Annotated in this window: 21 protein-coding genes; 9 read left to right on the plus strand and 12 right to left on the minus strand. The window is 62.5% G+C overall.

Annotation, left to right across the window (positions count from 1 at the left end):
- Window positions 1-52 precede the first annotated feature (52 nt).
- Complete coding sequence (gene ftsY / locus LG661_RS14165) at window positions 53-1,384, plus strand: signal recognition particle-docking protein FtsY (RefSeq protein WP_230532545.1); 1,332 nt, start codon at window positions 53-55, stop codon at window positions 1,382-1,384.
- The gene (locus LG661_RS14170; RefSeq protein ID WP_230532546.1) at window positions 1,381-1,980 is read left to right on the plus strand and encodes a septation protein A; all 600 of its coding nucleotides are present in this window, start codon (window positions 1,381-1,383) and stop codon (window positions 1,978-1,980) included. Before ftsY ends, LG661_RS14170 begins: the two co-directional genes overlap by 4 nt.
- 42 nt (window positions 1,981-2,022) lie before the next feature.
- Here the strand turns inward: LG661_RS14170 and LG661_RS14175 are convergent, their stop codons facing one another.
- On the minus strand, window positions 2,023-3,381 hold the full coding sequence (locus tag LG661_RS14175; protein ID WP_230532547.1) for an adenylate/guanylate cyclase domain-containing protein: 1,359 nt from the start codon (window positions 3,379-3,381) through the stop codon (window positions 2,023-2,025).
- Window positions 3,382-3,493: 112 nt separating this feature from the next.
- Between LG661_RS14175 and LG661_RS14180 the strand changes: the two genes are divergently transcribed.
- Window positions 3,494-3,979 carry a YaiI/YqxD family protein gene (locus tag LG661_RS14180; protein WP_230532548.1) on the plus strand — a complete coding sequence of 162 codons (486 nt, stop codon included), beginning with the start codon at window positions 3,494-3,496 and terminating at the stop codon, window positions 3,977-3,979.
- Here LG661_RS14180 and LG661_RS14185 read toward each other — a convergent pair.
- Entirely contained in the window at window positions 3,976-4,404 is a 429-nt protein-coding gene (locus LG661_RS14185; protein ID WP_230532549.1) for a hypothetical protein, read from the minus strand. The genes LG661_RS14180 and LG661_RS14185 overlap by 4 nt on opposite strands.
- Window positions 4,405-4,418: 14 nt before the next feature.
- On the opposite strand from LG661_RS14185, the gene LG661_RS14190 reads away from it, so the two are divergent.
- Window positions 4,419-4,583: a hypothetical protein gene (locus LG661_RS14190; protein ID WP_230532550.1), complete on the plus strand. Its 165-nt coding sequence runs from the start codon at window positions 4,419-4,421 to the stop codon at window positions 4,581-4,583.
- Between the two features lie 109 nt (window positions 4,584-4,692).
- On the opposite strand, the gene LG661_RS14195 is transcribed toward LG661_RS14190, so the two are convergent.
- Genes LG661_RS14195 through LG661_RS14205 form a run of 3 tightly spaced genes read right to left on the minus strand, consistent with a single transcriptional unit; the run spans window position 4,693 to window position 6,186 of the window.
- A complete protein-coding gene (locus LG661_RS14195; RefSeq protein WP_230532551.1) occupies window positions 4,693-5,271 on the minus strand; it encodes a DsbE family thiol:disulfide interchange protein in 579 nt (192 codons plus the stop codon).
- Window positions 5,264-5,422: a heme exporter protein CcmD gene (ccmD, locus tag LG661_RS14200; RefSeq protein WP_230532552.1), complete on the minus strand. Its 159-nt coding sequence runs from the start codon at window positions 5,420-5,422 to the stop codon at window positions 5,264-5,266. Before ccmD ends, LG661_RS14195 begins: the two co-directional genes overlap by 8 nt.
- Window positions 5,422-6,186, minus strand: a complete 765-nt coding sequence (locus tag LG661_RS14205) for a heme ABC transporter permease (RefSeq protein WP_230532553.1) — start codon at window positions 6,184-6,186, stop codon at window positions 5,422-5,424. Before LG661_RS14205 ends, ccmD begins: the two co-directional genes overlap by 1 nt.
- 159 nt (window positions 6,187-6,345) lie before the next feature.
- Between LG661_RS14205 and LG661_RS14210 the strand changes: the two genes are divergently transcribed.
- Entirely contained in the window at window positions 6,346-7,365 is a 1,020-nt protein-coding gene (locus LG661_RS14210; protein WP_230532554.1) for a M23 family metallopeptidase, read from the plus strand.
- 109 nt (window positions 7,366-7,474) lie between these two features.
- Here the strand turns inward: LG661_RS14210 and ccmB are convergent, their stop codons facing one another.
- Window positions 7,475-8,143, minus strand: coding sequence for a heme exporter protein CcmB (gene ccmB / locus LG661_RS14215; RefSeq protein ID WP_230532555.1), 669 nt, complete (start codon window positions 8,141-8,143; stop codon window positions 7,475-7,477).
- The gene (gene ccmA, locus LG661_RS14220) at window positions 8,140-8,769 is read right to left on the minus strand and encodes a heme ABC exporter ATP-binding protein CcmA (RefSeq protein ID WP_230532556.1); all 630 of its coding nucleotides are present in this window, start codon (window positions 8,767-8,769) and stop codon (window positions 8,140-8,142) included. The genes ccmB and ccmA overlap by 4 nt, the downstream gene beginning before the upstream one ends.
- A 220-nt stretch (window positions 8,770-8,989) precedes the next feature.
- On the opposite strand from ccmA, the gene acnA reads away from it, so the two are divergent.
- A complete protein-coding gene (gene acnA / locus LG661_RS14225) occupies window positions 8,990-11,695 on the plus strand; it encodes an aconitate hydratase AcnA (RefSeq protein ID WP_230532557.1) in 2,706 nt (901 codons plus the stop codon).
- Between the two features lie 241 nt (window positions 11,696-11,936).
- Here the strand turns inward: acnA and LG661_RS14230 are convergent, their stop codons facing one another.
- Entirely contained in the window at window positions 11,937-13,001 is a 1,065-nt protein-coding gene (locus LG661_RS14230) for a hypothetical protein (protein WP_230532558.1), read from the minus strand.
- Window positions 13,002-13,010: 9 nt separating this feature from the next.
- Entirely contained in the window at window positions 13,011-13,565 is a 555-nt protein-coding gene (locus LG661_RS14235; protein ID WP_230532559.1) for a hypothetical protein, read from the minus strand.
- A gap of 194 nt (window positions 13,566-13,759) precedes the next feature.
- On the opposite strand from LG661_RS14235, the gene LG661_RS14240 reads away from it, so the two are divergent.
- On the plus strand, window positions 13,760-14,047 hold the full coding sequence (locus LG661_RS14240; protein ID WP_230532560.1) for a hypothetical protein: 288 nt from the start codon (window positions 13,760-13,762) through the stop codon (window positions 14,045-14,047).
- A 238-nt stretch (window positions 14,048-14,285) separates the two neighbouring features.
- On the opposite strand, the gene LG661_RS14245 is transcribed toward LG661_RS14240, so the two are convergent.
- The gene (locus LG661_RS14245; RefSeq protein ID WP_230532561.1) at window positions 14,286-16,385 is read right to left on the minus strand and encodes a glycosyltransferase; all 2,100 of its coding nucleotides are present in this window, start codon (window positions 16,383-16,385) and stop codon (window positions 14,286-14,288) included.
- Between the two features lie 354 nt (window positions 16,386-16,739).
- Here LG661_RS14245 and LG661_RS14250 point away from each other — a divergent pair, with 354 nt between their 5' ends.
- Window positions 16,740-17,246, plus strand: a complete 507-nt coding sequence (locus LG661_RS14250) for a GNAT family N-acetyltransferase (RefSeq protein WP_230532562.1) — start codon at window positions 16,740-16,742, stop codon at window positions 17,244-17,246.
- 181 nt (window positions 17,247-17,427) lie between these two features.
- Window positions 17,428-17,955 carry an inorganic diphosphatase gene (gene ppa, locus LG661_RS14255; protein ID WP_230532563.1) on the plus strand — a complete coding sequence of 176 codons (528 nt, stop codon included), beginning with the start codon at window positions 17,428-17,430 and terminating at the stop codon, window positions 17,953-17,955.
- Window positions 17,956-18,039: 84 nt separating this feature from the next.
- Here the strand turns inward: ppa and LG661_RS14260 are convergent, their stop codons facing one another.
- Window positions 18,040-18,489, minus strand: coding sequence for a M10 family metallopeptidase C-terminal domain-containing protein (locus LG661_RS14260; protein ID WP_407666715.1), 450 nt, complete (start codon window positions 18,487-18,489; stop codon window positions 18,040-18,042).
- Window positions 18,450-19,083 (minus strand): cadherin repeat domain-containing protein (locus tag LG661_RS14265; protein ID WP_230532565.1); only part of this gene is annotated, 634 nt, incomplete at its 5' end. The genes LG661_RS14265 and LG661_RS14260, both read right to left, overlap by 40 nt.

Here is a 19,083-nt window from a genome sequence, read left to right on the forward strand (position 1 = left end):
GGCTCAGGCGCCAAAGCAAGCGACAAGTTCCATTTGAAGGCGAAACGACCCCATGGCCGAAACGAAGCCCGACAAGCCCGGATTCTTCTCCCGTCTCTTCGGGCGCAAGGCTGAACCGACCCCTGAGAGCGCGCCCGAGACGCCGCAGGCCGGAGGCGGGCCCGAGGCCATGCCCTCCCCTCCCACGACCGGAGCGGACGATCTCGCCGCCGCCCCGCCGACCGTGACGGTGGCCTCCCCCGACACCGCCGAGGAGAACAAGGTCGCCCCGGAGCTCGCCGGAGCCGATCTGCAGCCCGTGGAGAACCTGGACCCCGAGGGCGGCAATCCGAAGGAGCCGATCCCGCGCATCAAGACGGAGGCCGGACCCGAGCCGCGTCCGGATTTCGCCGGCGAGACAGCGGCCCATGTCGTGGCCGAAGTGGCTGCGCCTCCCCCTGAAGTTCAGCCTGCCCCCACCAGGGGCTGGTGGCAGCGCCTGACCGAGGGCATGCGGCGCACCTCGTCCTCGCTGTCGGACAGCGTCACGGGCCTCTTCACCAAGCGCAAGCTCGACGATGCGACCCTGGAGGAGCTGGAGGATGCGCTGATCCAGGCGGATCTCGGCGTGCCGACCGCCATGCAGATCACCCAGGCCCTGTCGTCCGGCCGTTACAACAAGGAGATCTCGCCGCAGGAGGTGAAGGCGATCCTTGCGGGCGAGGTGGAGAAGACCCTTGCGCCCGTAGCCCACCCGCTCACCATCGACCGCACGAAAAAGCCCTTCGTGATCCTCATGGTGGGCGTGAACGGCGCAGGCAAGACGACGACCATCGGCAAGCTCAGCCAGAAATTCCGCGGTCAGGGCCTGAAGGTGATGCTCGCCGCCGGCGACACCTTCCGCGCCGCCGCCATCGAGCAGCTGAAAGTCTGGGGCGAGCGGGTCGGCGCGCCGGTGCTCGCCCGCGAGCAGGGCGCGGATGCGGCGGGCCTCGCCTTCGATGCGCTCCAGGAAGCGAAGGCCAACGGCACGGACGTGCTCCTCGTCGACACGGCAGGCCGCCTCCAGAACAAGGCCGGGCTCATGGCGGAGCTGGGAAAAATCGTGCGCGTCATGAAGAAGTTTGACGAGACCGCGCCCCACGCCACGCTCCTCGTGCTCGATGCGACCGTCGGCCAGAATGCGCTGAGCCAGGTCGAAATCTTCCAGAAGGCAGCGGGCGTGACGGGCCTCGTCATGACCAAGCTCGACGGGACGGCCCGCGGCGGCATCCTGGTGGCGCTCGCAGCCAAGTTCGGCCTGCCCGTCCACTTCATCGGCGTGGGCGAGGGCGTGGAGGACCTGGAGCCCTTTACCGCACGGGATTTCGCGAACGCCATCGCTGGGGTAGAAGCAACGTCATGACCGAACAGAAACAACTGCCCCCTCTTCTCAAGCTGGCCCTGGAACTCGGGCCGCTTGTCCTGTTCTTCATCGCCAATGCCTATGCAGACCGGTTCGGCTTCGCGGACAGCGAGCGAATCTATGCGGCGACCGGCCTCTTCGTCGCGGCGACCGTCGTGGCGCTGAGCATCAACTATGCGCTCATCCGCAAGCTGCCGATCATGCCGCTGGTCTCCGGCGTGGTGGTCGTGGTGTTCGGCGGGCTCACGCTCTTCCTGCAGGACGAGATTTTCATCAAGCTCAAGCCCACCATCGTGAACACGATGTTCGGCCTGGTGCTCCTGGGCGGCCTCTATTTCCGCAAGCCCCTGCTCGAGATCGTGCTCGACAGCGTCTTCGAGCTGACGGAAGAGGGCTGGCGCAAGCTTACCCTTCGCTGGGCCCTGTTCTTTTTCGCGCTGGCGGCCATCAACGAGATCGTCTGGCGCACCCAGACCACGGATTTCTGGGTGAGCTTCAAGGTCTTCGGCATCATGCCGCTCACCATCGCCTTCGCCGTCGCGCAGACGCCGCTGCTAATGCGGCACGATGCGAGCAAGAAGGCGGAGGAAGCATAACCTGTACCTCATCCTGACGAGAGTAGCGCCCAGGCAGGCTCCTCAGGATGAGGGTGCAGGATAAGCTAAGGGCCGCAGCAGAACGACCTTGCGTGTGACCCCCGGCAGGGGTTCGTGCTCGATCACGCTCCAGAGACCATCCTCGCCCGCAGCCGCAACCGCGTCCATCGAGGCGAGAAGGCTGCAATGGGCGCTCTTTGTCGCCTGCTCGATGCGAGAGGCGATGTTGACGGTCTCGCCGACCACGGTGAATTCGAGCCTGCTCTCGTCGCCGACCACGCCGCAGAATACGTCCCCCGTGTGGATGCCGATGCCGATCCGCACCGGCGGGTCGAAATGTCGTTTGACGTTCCAGCGCTCGACCAGTTCGAGCAGCATGCGCCCGCAGGCGAGCGCCCGCGCCGCATCGCTCTCTTCCGCATTCGGCACGCCGAAGAGGATCAGCGCCCCGTCGCCGGTGAACTTGTCGATGACGCCGCCATGCCGCGCCGCCGCCCGCAGGACCCGCCGGCGGAAGGAGGTGATGAAGACCGCGAGCTGTCCCGGCTCCATGGTCTCGCCGAAGGTGGTGGAGGCGCGGATATCGACGAAGAGCAGCGTCACCCGGATGCGCCGCCCCTGTCTCAAGGAGGCGAAGGCCTCCTCGGTGAGAATGGGAGCCAGCTCGCGCGGCAGGTAGCGGGTGAGATTGACGCGAAGGGTCGTTTCCCGCACCGCCCGCTCCAGCAGCAGCCGGCTCTGGCGCGCCACGAGGATCAGGATCAGCGCCGCGGCCAGCACCATGGCGAGGCGCACCAGATTGGCCTCGGTCGAGAACAGGCCATAGAGCTGGGACAGATCCAGCATGCGCTCCGCCGGCGGCAGGGGCTCGCCGCCGAAGGCGAGAAGCGAGAGGCCGATCACGTAGACCGCCGCCACATAGGCCTGGAGCCGTGGCTGATAATGGATGGCCGCCGCCGCCATGGTGATCGGCACCACCCAGACCACCGGAAAAGTGGAAAAGAGGCTGCCGGGAATGCCCAGGCCCCAATGACTGTAGGCGAGATTGCCCAGGACCAGCACGGCGTCGAGGGCGGCCGTGATCGCGGGCAGCTGGTCCACGGCGATGCGCCTCGAGGCGAGGAAGGCCCCGGTCCAGCCGAGTGCTCCGAAAAGGGTGAGGGTCAGCTCCGCAGCCCAGATCTGCCGCATGGCTGTCGGGTTGGTGATGTGGACATCCTCCGTGGCGACCAGCACGGCGATGAGCAGGAGCGCGGCGACGAGGATGCGCGCCAGCCCCGCCCGCTGCAGGGCCCCGATATCGGCCTCGCGGATCAGCCGCTGCGTGGCGTCGCTGAGCGCCGGCGTCGTCAGCTTGCGGAGCGAGATCCAGGCGGAGGTGATGCGGGAGCGGGGAGCCACGGGCTTTTTCTAGCTCTGAAGCGGGTTTAATAGATGGGACAGCCGCCTCGATCAGCGTGATGTGTCGGCGAATTCCGGCGAAAGCAAGCCCGATTCCAGGATTATATGACCGATGACCGAGACCGCTCAACCCATCGTGATTTTTGTCGATGCGGATGCCTGCCCGGTGAAGCCGGAGATCTACAAGGTGGCCGGACGCCACGGCGTAAAGGCCTTCGTGGTCTCGAACAGCTTTCTGAATGTGCCGCAGGACCCGCTGATCGAGCGCGTGGTAGTGAGCGCCGGCTTCGATGCGGCGGATGACTGGATTACCGAGCGGGCGCGCCGCGGAGCCATCGTGGTGACCGCCGACATTCCGCTCGCAAGCCGCTGCGTGAAGGCGGGAGCGGACGTGATCGGCCCCACGGGAAAGCCCTTCAGCGAGGCTTCCATCGGCATGGCGCTCGCCACCCGCGACCTGATGGAGGACCTGCGCGCCATGGGCGAGGTCTCGGGCGGGCCGAAGCCGTTTTCGCAGAAGGATCGCTCGGCCTTTCTTTCGGCGCTGGATGTGGCGATCAACCGGCTCAAGCGCGCGGGATTTGGTGGATCGCTTTAAGCGGGATCCACGAGATCCTCCTCCTTGATCAGATCCGGACGGTACTGATCAACAAGACGGAGGATGGTCTCTGTTTTCTCGGGAAATGGCCCATAAGCATAGTTGATTGCAATCTTCCTCGGAGGGAGCGTGCCGAAGATGCGCCTTGGTCCTGTCTCTGGTCCATAAAGCGTTATTCTCTTTTTCGGAGAGCCAATATCAAAACCCCAGAGCTTGGGCTGATGAACCGCTACATGAAGTGTCGAGATCGCAGACCAAGGCACATGGTGGAAGCTGCGACCGCTCCACCCGCTGACGCCCTCGGGCGAGAGAACGAAGTCGGGCTTTTTGTCGAACGCCTGTACTCCTAGAACACTGAAAAATCGTAAGAATTTGTAGCTCGACCAGAGAAGGAAAGGGATTCTGATCCAGAAAGGCAGCTTCATGAAGAGCACGAAAAATGGCCCAGAGGATCAGAGCGATGAAAAAACCTTTCCTCCTTCTGGAGGAGCCGGAGAAGTCAGGCTTCTCCGGCATCCAATCCGGGTCGAGGCTGAACCATGCCAAGACCAGTAGCGGCACGACAGTGACCGCGATGCTCATAGTGATTGTGAAAGCCGTGTGAGACGCCGAAAGATAGTAGGTCTGCGTTTCAGCGGAGGCGGAGGGAACGGAGACGGGGTCAGTCACTGACATCAGCGATCAGCAGGGTTGCGATTATCTCCGCAACCCTATTACTTTGCTGCGACTGCCTGCAACTTTTCCTTGAACGCCCCAAAATTCTCCGGCGTCAGCGGGCCGATATGCTTGTAGCGGATCGTGCCTTCGGGCCCGACGATGAAGGTCTCGGGCACGCCGTAGACGCCCCAGTCGATGGAGGCGCGGCCGTTCGGGTCGACGCCGACGCCGGCATAGGGATTGCCGAGGGTGCCGAGAAAGCGGCGGGCATTGTCCGGGTTGTCCTTCTGGTTGATGCCGACCACGCGGATCGAGGGATCCCTGGCGAGCTCCACCAGCAGCGGATGCTCCTGGCGGCAGGGCGCGCACCAGGAGGCCCAGACATTCACCACCGTGATCTGCCCCTTCAGATCGTCGTTCGAGAAGCCGGGCACGGGCTTTCCGTCGGCGGTCAGCCCTTCCAGCGGGGCGAGACTGAAGACGGGAACCGGCTTGTCGATGAGGACCGAGGGCACCTCGGCGGGATTCCGGCCCGAAACCAGCTGCACCGTGAAGAGCCCCACCAGCACCACGAAGATGATGGCGGGAAGCAGAAAGATCAGGCGGGAGTGGGGGCGCGCTGCTTCCTCAGCCACGGCGGGACCTCCGGCTGACGCCGCGCGCTTCGAGCTCAGTGAGCGCCCGCGTCTGGAGGCGGTGGTCGATGACGGCCCGCAGGATGAGGCCTGCGATCACGAGGGCTGTCAGAGCATAGGACAGGGTGATGAAGAAAGCGTGCGTACCCATCAGGCGGCCTGTGCGTCGAGGCGCTCGGCCTCAAGAATGGTGAGCGTGCGCACCCGGCGGCGCAGGATCTCGGTCCGCATGCCGGCAAGGTGCAGCGCCAAGCCGACGAGCGTGAAGGAGACGGCCATGACGAGCAGCGGCACGAGCATGGAGGAATGGATCGTCGGCCCGTCGATGCGGAACACCGAGGCCGGCTGGTGGAGCGTGTTCCACCAATCGACTGAGAATTTCACGATGGGCACGTTGACCGCGCCCACAAGGGTGAGGATGGAGACGGCGCGCGCCGCGCGGTTCGGCTCCTCGATGGCCCGCCAGAGCGCGAGAATGCCGAGATAGATCAGCAGCATCACCAGCATGGAGGTGAGGCGCGCATCCCACTGCCAGTAGGTGCCCCACATGGGCTTGCCCCAGAGCGAGCCGGTGACGAGGCAGATGAAGGTGAACGCCGCCCCGATGGGGGCCGCCGCCTTCTGCGAGACATCCGCGAGCGAGTGCCGCCAGACGAGGGTGCCCAGCGCCGAAGTCGCCATGATCATGTAGAAGAACAGGGACAGCCAGGCGGCCGGAACATGGATGTACATGATCTTGACCGTCTCACCCTGCTGGTAATCGGCCGGAGCCACGAACCAGACGAGATAGAGCCCTGCGGCCAGAAGCAGCGCAGCCAAGCCCCCCACCCACGGCAGCAACGCACCGCTGAGGCTCATGAAGCGGGTCGGATTGGCAAGGTCGCGGATCATCGGCATCGAGGTGGATGTAGCCATGTTGGGGCGCGGCTGCAATGCGTGGCATGCCGCCGACCGAATAACGATTTCGCCAGGGTCGGCTCTCCTTAATCGCAGCGGACCGCAGCGGACAATCCGGGATTGTGCGTAGGGGCGACGGGCACGCCTTTCATTCGCCATGACCGGCGCTCTATAGTCATGCACCTTTATTACGAAATCGCCATGCGCCCTGCCTCCGTACGCCTTCTCGCCGTCATCGCCCTCGCCCTCCCGGCAGGCGCCCTGGCCCAGGACATCTCGCTTCGCCTGCCCGTCGCCTGCGAGGTCGGGCGGACCTGCCTGATCCAGCACTATGTGGACCGCGACCCTTCGCCTGCGGCCGGCGACTACCAATGCGGCGCCCTCACCTATGACGGCCATAACGGCACCGACATCCGCGTACCCACGATGGCGGCGCAGAGGGCCGGTGTCGACGTACTGGCGGCCGCCGACGGCAAGGTGCTGCGGGTCCGCGACGGCGTGGAGGATGTCTCCATCGCGGGCAGAGGACGGCAGAGCGTCGCCAATACGGAATGCGGCAACGGGGCGGTCGTCGATCACGGCAACGGCTGGGAAGCCCAGTATTGCCACACGGCGAAGGGAAGCCTCGTCGTGAGGCCGGGGGATGAGGTGAAGGCCGGCGACCGTATCGGAAAGATCGGCCTCTCCGGCATGACCGAGTACCCGCATCTCCATTTCACCCTGCGCAAGGACGGCAAGGCGGTCGATCCCTTCGCCTATGGCGCGCCAGAGAAATCCTGCGGCGGAGGGAAATCCCTTTGGGAGGCCTCCCTCCAGGGGGCGCTCGCCTATCAGGCGGGCAACGTGCTCAACAAAGGCTTCGCCCCGGGTCCTGCCATGATGGAGGGGATCGAATCGGGAGCGGCCGAGCGGGACGTGCCCACGACCCGGTCTCCCGCCCTCGTCGCCTATGTGCGCTCCATCGGTCTGCGCGGCGGCGACGTGCAGGTCCTCACCCTCTTCGACCCGGACGGAAAGCCGCTGGCGCAGAACAGGGCTCCGCCGCTGGACCGCGCTAAGGCGCAGTGGATGGCCTTCGCCGGCGTGAAGCAGCCTACGGGAGGCTTTAGGCCGGGTCTCTACCGCGCCGTCTACCGGGTTGAGCGCGACGGCAGGCCCGCCATCGAACAGGCGTTCGGGATCAGCCTGAGGCCTTAAGAATTGTCATTCCCGGCCGAAGCGCAGCGGAGGGGAAGGAAATACACTCACGCGCGCTGCCACGGATCCCCTTCCCGGCTGCTTCGCAGCCGCCGGGATGACAGGGGGCTCACTCCCCCGACCGGAGCGCCGCCGCGGCTCCGACCGTGCCGACCACCGCTGCGATCAGCGACAGGGCAGCCAGTATCAGGAAGGGCGTCATGAACGGGATCGTGCCTCCCACCGCCGCATTGGCGGCCGACACCCCGAAGATCAGGGTCGGAATCATGAAGGGCACGACCAGGATCGCGAGAATCAGTCCGCCGCGCCTCAAGGATGACGTCAGCGCCGCCCCCACCGCACCGATGAAGGTGAGCGCGGGCGTTCCCACCAGGAGCGTGGCCACCATGGCGAGCATGCCCTCGGGCGAGAGCGCCACGAGAAGCCCCAGCAGGGGCGCGGCGACGGCGAGCGGCAGGCCCGTGACGAGCCAGTAGGCCACGACCTTCGCCAGCACCACCATCTCCAGCGGCGCGTGGGACAGGCGCAGGAGATCCAGCGACCCGTCCTCCTGATCGGCCTGGAAGAGCCGGTCGAGGCCGATGAGGGTGGCCAGAAGCGCCGCGACCCAGAGAATCGCCGGGCCGATGCGCGAGAGCAGGTTGAGATCGGGCCCCAGCGCAAAGGGGATGAGGGTCACGATCATCAGGAAGAAGATGAGCCCCATGACGCCGGAGCCGCCGACGCGGGCGGCGAGCTTCAGGTCGCGGATCAGGAGCGTGCGGAAAGAGCGAATCATGCGCTCTCTCCCGTGGGGGCGGAGGAACGGCTGCGCTCGATCCGGATCTCCTTCGCATCTCTCAGGAACAGCGGCGAATGGGTCGTGGCCACGATCATGCCGCCGTTCTCCCGGTGGTTTTCGAGAAGAAGGCGGAGGTTCTCCTGAGAGGCGGTGTCGAGGGCCGAGGTCGGCTCGTCGAGAAGCCAGAGGGGCCTGTGGGCCACGAGAAGCCTCGCCAGGGCGACCCGGCGGCGCTGGCCGGCCGAAAGATAGGCCACCGGCAGGCGGGCGGCATGGGCCAGCCCCACCGCTTCAAGGGCTTCGCGGGGCTTCAGAGCCGGGTTGCCGAGGAAATCGCGGGCGAAGGAGAGGTTCTCCTCGGCTGTCAGCGCCGCCTTCAGGGCGTCCCTGTGCCCGACATAATGCAGGCTCTCCGACAGGGTGCGCTCCCCGGCCTCTTCCAGGAGGATCGTACCCGAAGCGGGATGCAGGCGTCCGGCCAGAATGTCGAGGAGGGATGATTTCCCGGCCCCGTTCCGGCCGGTGATCACCAGGGCCTCGCCGGGGTCGAGCGTGAAGGAGACGTCCTGAAAGATCCGGCGCTCCCCCCGCTCGCAGGCCAAATTGTTAACGCTCAGACGCAAACTCTCGCACCCCTGCCCTCTTTGCACCCCAGAACCGTTCTAATCCGTGTAGCGGGATGGTTGGAAATGATCTATAGCACCCTCGGCTGCGCCGCGCGCCAAGGCGTCCAATCCGCCTCGCGCGCTTCTCCCCTGTCCGGGCGCCCCCGGAGCGGCGCGCGCATATCGCGCTTTCGGCCGAACACAATGTTCGTAACCCAAATGCACGCGAGGATTCGCCGTGACGCTCACCAATAGCTTCAATGCTCGCCAGACCCTCAAGGTCGGCGACAAGACCTACACTTACTACTCCCTCGTCGAGGCCGAGAAGAACGGCCTGAAGGGCGCCTCGAAGCTCCCCTTCTCCATGAAGGTGCTGCTCGAGAACCTGCTCCGCTACGAGGACGGCCGCACGGTCACCAAGGGCGACATCGAGGCCGTGGCCGCCTGGCTCGACAACAAGGGCAAGGCCGAGAAGGAAATCGCCTACCGCCCCGCCCGCGTCCTGATGCAGGACTTCACGGGCGTTCCGGCCGTGGTGGACCTCGCCGCCATGCGCGACGCCATGAAGAATCTCGGCGGCGATCCGCGCAAGATCAACCCTCTGGTCCCCGTCGACCTCGTCATCGACCACTCGGTGATCGTGGACGAGTTCGGCACACCGAAGGCCTTCGACCGCAACGTGGAGCTGGAATACCAGCGCAACGGCGAGCGATACCGCTTCCTCAAGTGGGGCCAGACCGCCTTCGAGAACTTCTCGGTCGTTCCCCCCGGCACCGGCATCTGCCACCAGGTGAACCTGGAGTTCCTCTCCCAGACCGTGTGGACCCGCAAGGACACCGCCACGGGTGAGGAAGTGGCCTATCCGGACACCCTGGTCGGCACCGATTCGCACACCACCATGGTCAACGGCCTCGCCGTTCTGGGCTGGGGCGTGGGCGGCATTGAGGCTGAGGCCGCCATGCTCGGCCAGCCGGTCTCCATGCTGATCCCCGAGGTCATCGGCTTCAAGCTCACCGGCAAGCTGAAGGAAGGCGTGACCGCCACCGACCTGGTGCTCACCGTCACCCAGATGCTGCGCAAGAAGGGCGTGGTCGGCAAGTTCGTGGAGTTCTACGGCCCCGGCCTCACCGACATGTCGGTGGCCGACCGCTCCACCATCGGCAACATGGCTCCCGAATACGGCGCCACCTGCGGCTTCTTCCCGATCGACCGCAAGACCATCGACTACCTCAAGACCACCAGCCGCACGGATGACCGCGTGGCTCTCGTCGAGGCCTATGCCAAGGCGCAGGGCATGTGGCTCACCCCCGATATGGCCAACCCGGTCTTCACCGACACCCTCGAGCTCGACCTCGGCGACGTGGTTCCCTCGCTCGCCGGCCCCAAGCGTCCGCAGGACCGCGTGACCCTCGACACCGCGAAGCCCGAATTCCTCGGCGCGATGGAAAAGGAGTTCCGCAAGGCTCAGGAGATCGGCAAGCGCGTGAAGGTGGAGAACGCCAATTTCGATCTCGGCCACGGCGACGTGGTGATCGCGGCGATCACCTCCTGCACCAACACCTCGAATCCGAGCGTGATGATTGGTGCTGGCCTTCTCGCCCGCAATGCGGTGAAGAAGGGCCTGAAGTCCAAGCCGTGGGTGAAGACCTCGCTTGCGCCCGGATCGCAGATCGTCGAGGAATACTTCAAGAAGGCCGGCCTCCAGGGCGACCTGGACGCGCTGGGCTTCAATCTCGTGGGCTTCGGCTGCACCACCTGCATCGGCAATTCCGGCCCGCTGCCGGAGAACGTGTCGAAGGCGATCAACGACAACGACCTCGTGGCCGTGTCGGTGCTCTCGGGCAACCGCAACTTCGAGGGCCGCGTGAATCCGGACGTGCGCGCGAACTATCTCGCCTCGCCTCCGCTCGTCGTGGCATACGCCCTCGCCGGCTCCATGCTGATCGACCTTGCGAAGGATCCGCTCGGCACGGGATCGGACGGCCAGCCTGTGTACCTGAAGGACATCTGGCCCTCTTCCGCCGAGGTGCAGGACTTCATCGACCGCACGATCACGAGCGAGCTGTTCAAGAGCCGCTACTCGGACGTCTTCGCGGGCGACGCCAACTGGAAGAAGGTCACCTTCGAGCCGGGCCTCACCTATGAGTGGGACATGGGTTCGACCTATGTGCAGAACCCGCCCTATTTCGAGGGCATGACCAAGGAGCCGAAGCCGGTCACGGACATCCTGAACGCGCGGATCCTCGGCCTCTTCCAGGACTCGATCACCACCGATCATATCTCGCCCGCGGGCAACATCCGTGCCGCTTCGCCGGCCGGTGAATACCTGCAGTCGCATCAGGTGCGCGTCGCCGACTTCAACCAGTACGGCACCCGTCGCGGCAACCACGAAGTCATGATGCGCGGTACCTTCGCCAATATCCGCATCAAGAACCAGATGGTGAAGGACGAGAGCGGCCACGTGGTCGAGGGCGGCTACACCATCCACCAGCCGTCCGGCGAGCGGATGTTCATCTACGACGCCGCCATGCGCTACAAGGAAGAGGGCGTTCCGCTCGTGGTTCTCGCCGGCAAGGAATACGGCACCGGCTCGTCCCGCGACTGGGCGGCCAAGGGCACGAACCTGCTCGGCGTGCGCGCCGTCATCGCCGAGAGCTTCGAGCGCATCCACCGCTCGAACCTAGTCGGCATGGGCGTGGCTCCCTTCGTGTTCGAGCAGGGCACGTCCTGGGAGTCGCTCGGCCTGAAGGGCGACGAGACGATCACCATCAAGGGCCTCGCGGGCGAGCTCAAGCCGCGCCAGCGCATGGAGATGGAGGTCACCTCCGCCGATGGCTCGGTGAAGCGTGTGTCCGTGCATTGCCGCATCGATACGCTTGAGGAAGTCGAATACTTCCGCAACGGCGGCATCCTGCACTACGTCCTGCGCCAGCTCGCAGCGTAACAAGCGATAAAAAAACCGCCCGCTCTTCGATTGAGGAGCGGGCCTGAATGAGCACGCGGGGCGCACCAGGAATGGAGCGCCCCGTTTTCTATTGGTCTCTGACATGGGCGTCAAATACTTGAAAATAGTATTTTGAGGGCGGTGGCAATCTACACTTGGACCTTCCAGCCTACCGAGACCATCTCGGACGAGAACCTCATCGATTTGAAGACCGTCCGTTGTGTAGGAGGGCCATACAAGCCTAGTTCTGCAATCGCGAAAGCTCACCCGCAAGAATAATGTGCGATATTGGACAGCCGCTCCGGGCATGAGCAAAGCGCCCGTTCAGTGCGGCTTCCTCTGCCGTCCTCCGAGCCCCCTCGAGATAGCCTTTGGGAAAGAATCCTGTCCCGCGCATATGCTCGTACTGTGTGAGGAATTCGTCTCGCAGCATGCGAAGCACGCTCGCTTTCGTAAAATCGCCTGGCTCAAGGCTTGCTGCATCCGCCGCGAAGATACGTCCGGTGGTGGATGCAGATCGAACAGCCTCCACAGCGTCGATCGCTTCTGAATAATGACGCGCGTCGAATGTTTTGCCCGCACTATCGTAAGGCATGGATGCGAGTTCACAATGGGCATTGATCAAGATGTCCGCCAGCACTTGGCTGCGTTCAATCTGCTCCGGCGAGCATAAGGAGGAGGCGCGTCTTAAGACAGCGCTCGACAAAGGAGAGAGGAGATTTCCATGTTGCGGCGCACGGCCTCCATGGCAGCGATCCCGGAAATGGCGGTAGTGAAGCATCATAGGGTCGACGGACCCCTCAGCCCCCTGCCCCAAGAACGCGAGGTCCTCCAGAATGTCGCGTTTCAGCTTTCTGTAATGAGCAGAAGACCTGAGGAAATACCGTTGCTCCTTGATAAACCTGTTAGGCGCGATGTTCGGGTAGAAGCGCCTATGTCCTTCTCCTCCAGCACCTCCGAAGAAGACCGCTGTAGGAACTGGTCTCGTCTGAGGAAAGTAAATCGGCCCGTAGACCCCCAAGCAAAGCGATTTCCATTTCTCATAGGCTTCCGCAGCAGTCATTCGGACGGGCGTGCGCGAATCTTCAGACCTGTCCATGAACCGGAGGCAGAACTTCTCTGCGATTTGCGTCGCAACTGCAAAATCGGATTTGGACCCTCTATCGCTCCAGATGTTTACTTTTCGGATGAGATCGTCTCCGACTCTGCTGGCGGCAGCAAGGATCAGAGAGAGGACCCCGCGCGAGTCCCGCCCACCGGTCAGATCACTTTGCACGTAGAGGTCTGACTGCAGGACCGTCGCCATGCGGCCGACCTATGTCCTCAGATACGCCCGCAGAACATCGCCGTAGCTGTCCTTGTGTAATTCTGATCGATCTTCATCCTCTCTCCAGCGCAGGGTCACCGCTGTTCCGAAGAAGGTGGGAACGACAACGGCTTCCATTGTCGAGGGAACAAGACGAATTTCCCGCACACTGGTCCGCAGCGATGTCAGTTGATCACCGAATGGCCCGCTGATGAAGAAGGTCGAGAAGTGGCTCTCATCGATTGTCACAGGCAAATTTCGAGCGGCAGCAAAGCGTGCGAGCTGGATGAACGAATTGGAGAGAGCCCACCTTTCCCCACACTGGTACAGGAAGAGCTTGTAATAACCGCTGGCGTCGGTTCCTATGATCGTCTCATTGCCGGAATTGCGAACTATAATATAAGACCCATCCTGTCCTGGAGAAATCGCACCCTTTCCTGCGATCCGATATTTCCCATAGCCTTCGTCTCCAATGATGAGATCCTCACCCTGGAAGCATAAGCCGTGCAGGTAGTGCTCGGGAATGGGATCGAAGCTCGAGATCAGAAAGAAATCCGGACTCATTCGCCTGTCCTTTGATCCCGCAAACACCTTCCGGCAAAGTCACACCTCCTACCCGATACTGCCCTATAGGCTGCATCAGCGAGAGATCGCACAAGTTGGAAAATGCGTGAGAATGACGAGCTGCCTTTGGTATAATTTATGTATGAATCTGCAAGTCGGTTCGCACGTGAATGCCAGAACGATTTTCGTGAAGAATGACCTCGGGACGTAGCGGATTCAACCCTTGGGTAAGGGAATGTCCCTGCGGCAGCGCGTCCTGCACACGGATCACCCGGCCCGAGGCGAAGAAGGGCGGCGCGTGCCAGGCGCATCGCGCGCGCCGGACCGGAGGAGCCCTGAACGAAACGAATATTGGCTTTGGCAAGGCGGTGTGCGCGCGAGGCGGCGAGCCGGTTCTGAGCCTGCTCGAGCAGCCTGAGCTTCGCCTTGGCGTCGGCCAGCTCACTCGCGAGGCGCTCGGACTTCTGAATGAGGCGCTCTGACTTCTGAGTGAGGCGCTCGGACTTCTGGATGAGGCGCTCGCACCTGCATCTGAGCTGATCGCGCTCGGCGGCATAGGCATCGATCTGAGGCTGTGGCTCTAGGAGTCGCGCTTCGAGCCGCGCACGCTCGATAGAGGCTATGCGCCGGATCTCCCGCGCCCGCTCCTCGCTGAGGCGTGCAAGCGATTTGTAGTACTCGACCTCCGCCCCCGAAGCAGATTCGCGCGGAGGTTCAAATTTATGCCGCATGGTGGAGTTGCCTTGGCTGGAGACCGAAGACGGCGGCGACGTACTGGGTGTGGGCGTCTGGCGCGTGATGTTCGAAAACGAAAGCTCTGGCCTGCAGCCCGAGCCTTGCGATCTGCTCGGGATCGCTCGACAGGGCGAGAAGGGCGCTCGCATAGGAGGCCGCCATGGCCGCTTCGTCGGGCAGGGAGGGCAAGAGAACTCCCGTTTGTCCGTCGATGACGATCTCCGCGATCCCGCCGACATCGGGCGCGACGATTGCCATACCCCGGCTCACGGCCTCCAGTAGTACGTTGGGAACGCCATCCTGCAGGCTTGTATAAAGGAAGATTGAGAATTCAAGGAAAGGCAGAGAATCGAAGCCCGCATAGTGTCCGCGGTAGTGCAGGTTCGGCCATCCTTCGAGATTTTTTGTATCGAAGGCTTCGAGCACTGAGCCGCCGAAAGCTTCAATACTCATTCGAGGAGCATTCCGGTGCAACTCGGCCGCAATGAGGGGAAGCAGAGATGGCCTCTTCTCGATATCGAGTCGCGAGGCCCACAGGATTCGGTTTTTCGCCTCCGGCATACGTGGCGGCAGGACAGCCGGAGCCTCCACGGGGGCGGGAATGTAGTGCCACTTATGGGGTTGCAGGCCGATGCGGTGTAGATCGTTACGGATTGCCGCGCGGCTATCGCAGACGATTTTGGAGAGGCTCTCAAGATGATCCGAGATGTGGCCCAGCGACGAATGGACCGTGGTGAAGCCAGCATTCTCAATCCGGATAGTATCGTTGAACCGATAGTAGATCGTCTCCCTTTCCTTGAGCACCGCGGCGTACAGCTGCAAAAATCTGTCGGCGAACGGGCACTCACGCAAGTGGATGCGGGTTTCAGGTGCGCAGGCTTCAATGAGTTTCAACGCCAGCAGGCAGCGCTGGTCCCGCGTTAGCCAGCGGCCATGCAGGGACATGTCGACGATGACAACATTGGGCGGCAGACAGTCCATCCATTGCACGATCTCGAGATCGCCTCCGAAGATCGCAAGAACATTGCTGAAAGGGTCGGCCCGGTAGATGGCTTCCATCAAGGATGCAAAGTACTTTTCCGCTCCGCCCCGGGACATGAACGGAAACAGGAATAAATCGCTGAATCCCTTATCACCGACGACCTCACAGATCCCATAATAGGCTATACCGAGTGGAGAGGACTCGGTGTGGTTCCTGATGACGGGGATCGTTTCGTCACGGTAGCGGGATAAAACGATGCTGGGATCGATTTCGTTCGCGTGGCGCGCCGCGTCCTGAAGTATCTGGTCTTCGAGAAAATCCCGCGCGATGAGGCTTGATCGTTCATGGCTGGCTCCCTCGGTCGACAGCCGGTCGTAGTACGGCTTCGTGAGCCTAAGGTAGGTCACGGGCTCGAACAGGCGCGTCGGCGGGATTTGCCGGACCGAAATCGCGTCGGCCGATCTAAAAAGGGTTCCAGGCCTCTGGCGGTAGAAGAGAATCACATGTTCGACGATCCTGACATCCAGCCCCGAGGCGACGGCCTCGGCGTTGAAATGCCAGTCCTCGAAGGCATAGCCCCGCGACAACCGCACATCGTGAAAAGGAATCCTGAGAAACACGTCACGATGGGCGCAGAGACGCGAGATATAGGGGTTCTGCTGGATGAACATCATCGGGGTGACGTTGGCCAGGGATTCATACCGGCATATGAAGCTGTGACAGCCGAAACCAACCACATATTCGGGAAAGTAGAGCGCCTCCGGACCGAGCCTTTCAGCCGCCCGGTAGATATCGTAGAAGTAGTTGTATGAGACTAGGTCGTCGGCGTCGGCCGTGAAGATGTATGTTCCCCGCGCGCGAGCGATTCCGTCATTGCGAGAGAGGCCGACCGATTCATGGTCGACCTCGATGATCTGATGGCCATGGTAGGTGCAAAGATCGAAGGACGACAGGACACTACGGGTAGCCTCGTCCGTTCGGTCGAGGACGACGACCAGTTCCAGCCTCACCCCCAGATCCTGTGCAAACCGCGCCGCTTGATCAAGCGACAGGAGTGTGCGCCTCAGGTACACCGCTTCGCAGTGAAGTGTCAGGATATGCATGGAAATCAGTCTCAGCCATGACCGGTGCTCTGTTGCTGACATCCCGCCGCTCTCGGAAGGGTGGCGTCATCGAAACCTAGTTACGTGACGTCAGATTTGTAACAGAATTTAGTGACATGTCGAGTTGCCGGAGACCCCTTTGTGCTTGGGATCGGGAGCGAGTAACGTCTTCCATCCTCCGAGGCCGAATGGGTTCGGGGAGCCGCATTGCGGCGTTTTGGCCCAGCCCGCAAGGGCGCAGCATCGCTTATAAGGCCACGCTTTCAGTGCGGAGCTATCGCGCCTGTTAAGGGCTCATTGACCCTCCTGCACGGAAACTCAGTCATTGCCTCTCTCCGACCCATTGCCGAAGCCATGAGTGACCTCCTCGTCAGCATCCGTCATGCCAACGCCGACGACGCCGCGGCCCTTTCGAGGGTTTTCGAGGCAGCTTGGCGCGAAGCCTATACCGGTATTATCCCGGGCATCACGCTGGAGAAGATGCTCTCCCGGCGCAACGAACGCTGGTGGCGTTCGACGGTCAGCCGTGGGCGTCCGCTGGTGGTGCTGGATATCGGCCAGGGCGCGGTCGGCTACGCTTCCTATGGTCGCTGCCGTGACCGCTCCGTCCCGGCGGAAGGAGAGATCGACGAACTCTATCTCCTGCCGGAATACCAGGGCATCGGCTTCGGGCGGCGGCTCTTCCGGGCGGTGTGCAATGACCTGCGGCATCACGGGATGAACCGGATTCTCGTGTGGGCGCTGGCCGAAAACGAGCGCGCCTGCGCCTTCTATCGCGGCCTCGGAGGGGAGAGGATCGCCCGGGTCGAGGAACGCATCGGCGGCGCGCCTTTGGCGAAGGTCGCATATCTCTTCCGCTGATTTTCTGCATTCGGTTCTTGTTGCAGAGCTTCAGTCCGGCTAGTGAAACGCCCAGCTTTCAGGTGCTGTTTCCTCTGGAAGAGCCCGCAAAGCCCCCTTTTGCCGCATTTTGACTTGAGTGAGCCGGCATCCATTTTCACTTGAGTGAAATGCTCCAAGTCCTGTTCCGGAGAAAACCTCTATGCGCATCGACGCGATTCCGATCGGAAAGAACCCGCCGCACGACGTGAACGTCATCGTCGAAGTCCCGCTCGGCGGCGAGCCCATCAAGTACGAGATGGACAAGGAATCCGGCACGCTCTTCGTCGACCGCTTCCTCTACACCTCGATGCGGTATCCGGGGAACTACGGGTTCATCCCGCATACCCTGTCGGGCGACGGCGACCCCTGCGACGTTCTGGTGGCCAATACCCGCGCCATTGCGCCGGGCGCCGTCATCAACGTGCGCCCCGTCGGGGTTCTGGTGATGGAGGATGACGGCGGCCAGGACGAGAAGATCATCGCTGTTCCGTCGAGCAAACTGACCCAGCGCTATGACCGGGTGAACACCTACACGGACCTGCCCGAGATCACCATCAAGCAGATCGAGCACTTCTTCGAGCACTACAAGGATCTCGAGCCCGGCAAGTGGGCCAAGATCATCCGCTGGGGCGATGCCAAGGAAGCCCACCGCCTGATTCAGGAAGCCATCGAGCGGGCGAAGAAGTAATCTCGGCCTGAAACAGCGATCTCTAAACCGGCTTCAGCCCGGCTCGGGAACCCGAGCCGGGCTTTTTGTACCGTTCCTTCACCATCAAATGATGTAGAAGTCCTTCGCGGTGATCTTGAGGTTCTTCGAAACGCTTGCGAATTGAATCGCTTTGGCCGATCCCGACCCGTCCGGATCGTAGAAGAGCGCGCCAGCCTTCTTGTGGTAGAGGATCCGGTCGTCCTTGTCCCTGAAGCGATCGCCCGTGACGAACGCTTTGCTCTTCAGGGTTCCTTTGGAGATCTTGGAAAAGGCCTTCTTGGATAGATGGATAACGTCATCCTTTGGATTGAAGTCCTCGATATAATCACGATTCGACTTTGAGCTCGGTTTTGAGCTCGGCTTCTTGTCAAACACGAAGGAATCCCTGCCCGCCCCGCCGACGAGAGTGTCGTTCCTGGCCCCGCCGGAGAGCGTATCATTTCCGATCTGGCCGAGAAGCCGGTCGCCACCGCTCATGCCGTAGAGCCGGTCCTTGCCCGACTCGCCCGACAACTGTTCGGCGCGCGACGTCCCGCGACGGACCAGCGGCGTCGTCTCGACGACATTGTTGACATAGATATGGTGAAGGTCTTGACGAGTTCGCCGCCATAAGGGTCCTGCGCCTTGATCGAGATTGTGTGCTGGGTAGCACTCTCGTAGTCGAGCGCCCTGTTCAGGATGAGGCCTCTACCGCTGCTGTCCAGGCCAAAGAAGTCGCCCGGATTCGACACAAAGCTGTAGGTCAGGGCATCGCCATCAGAATCGTAGCCGGAGACGTCCCCCATATCGGCTCCTACCTGCGCGCCCTCGGACACGCTGATTTTCGAAAGATAGAGGCTGGAAGGGTTGGCGTTCGTGAGGGCGATAGTTTGATCCGAGAACTTCACTAGGCGTATGTTTTTGAGCTCATCGGTACCGTCAGCGCGTGATCCATGAGCATGGACGATGGTGAAGCTTTCGTCCGGGTTACCGGTGATCGTGTATTCGGCTCTGTCCCCGGAGAACACCGCCATGTTGTTCCTGCCAGTGCCGCCATCGGGCATGTCGTTGCCGCCACCACCTTCTAGGCTCAGGACTCGTTGATTGAGGTAGAAGGCCACTGAAGCA

The sequence above is a fragment of the Microvirga roseola genome (assembly GCF_020866965.1).
Classification (GTDB): Bacteria; Pseudomonadota; Alphaproteobacteria; order Rhizobiales; family Beijerinckiaceae; genus Microvirga; species Microvirga roseola.

Excerpts from the sequence above, each read along its gene's own strand:
- ftsY (WP_230532545.1), top strand. The coding sequence starts at position 53 with ATGGCCGAAACGAAGCCCGACAAGCCCGGATTCTTCTCCCGTCTCTTC.
- LG661_RS14170 (WP_230532546.1), top strand. The coding sequence starts at position 1,381 with ATGACCGAACAGAAACAACTGCCCCCTCTTCTCAAGCTGGCCCTGGAA.
- LG661_RS14180 (WP_230532548.1), top strand. The coding sequence starts at position 3,494 with ATGACCGAGACCGCTCAACCCATCGTGATTTTTGTCGATGCGGATGCC.
- LG661_RS14185 (WP_230532549.1), bottom strand. The coding sequence starts at position 4,404 with ATGAAGCTGCCTTTCTGGATCAGAATCCCTTTCCTTCTCTGGTCGAGC.
- LG661_RS14190 (WP_230532550.1), top strand. The coding sequence starts at position 4,419 with ATGGCCCAGAGGATCAGAGCGATGAAAAAACCTTTCCTCCTTCTGGAG.
- ccmD (WP_230532552.1), bottom strand. The coding sequence starts at position 5,422 with ATGGGTACGCACGCTTTCTTCATCACCCTGTCCTATGCTCTGACAGCC.
- LG661_RS14205 (WP_230532553.1), bottom strand. The coding sequence starts at position 6,186 with ATGGCTACATCCACCTCGATGCCGATGATCCGCGACCTTGCCAATCCG.
- LG661_RS14210 (WP_230532554.1), top strand. The coding sequence starts at position 6,346 with ATGCACCTTTATTACGAAATCGCCATGCGCCCTGCCTCCGTACGCCTT.
- ccmB (WP_230532555.1), bottom strand. The coding sequence starts at position 8,143 with ATGATTCGCTCTTTCCGCACGCTCCTGATCCGCGACCTGAAGCTCGCC.
- LG661_RS14230 (WP_230532558.1), bottom strand. The coding sequence starts at position 13,001 with ATGGCGACGGTCCTGCAGTCAGACCTCTACGTGCAAAGTGATCTGACC.
- LG661_RS14235 (WP_230532559.1), bottom strand. The coding sequence starts at position 13,565 with ATGAGTCCGGATTTCTTTCTGATCTCGAGCTTCGATCCCATTCCCGAG.
- LG661_RS14240 (WP_230532560.1), top strand. The coding sequence starts at position 13,760 with ATGACCTCGGGACGTAGCGGATTCAACCCTTGGGTAAGGGAATGTCCC.
- LG661_RS14245 (WP_230532561.1), bottom strand. The coding sequence starts at position 16,385 with ATGCATATCCTGACACTTCACTGCGAAGCGGTGTACCTGAGGCGCACA.
- LG661_RS14250 (WP_230532562.1), top strand. The coding sequence starts at position 16,740 with ATGAGTGACCTCCTCGTCAGCATCCGTCATGCCAACGCCGACGACGCC.
- ppa (WP_230532563.1), top strand. The coding sequence starts at position 17,428 with ATGCGCATCGACGCGATTCCGATCGGAAAGAACCCGCCGCACGACGTG.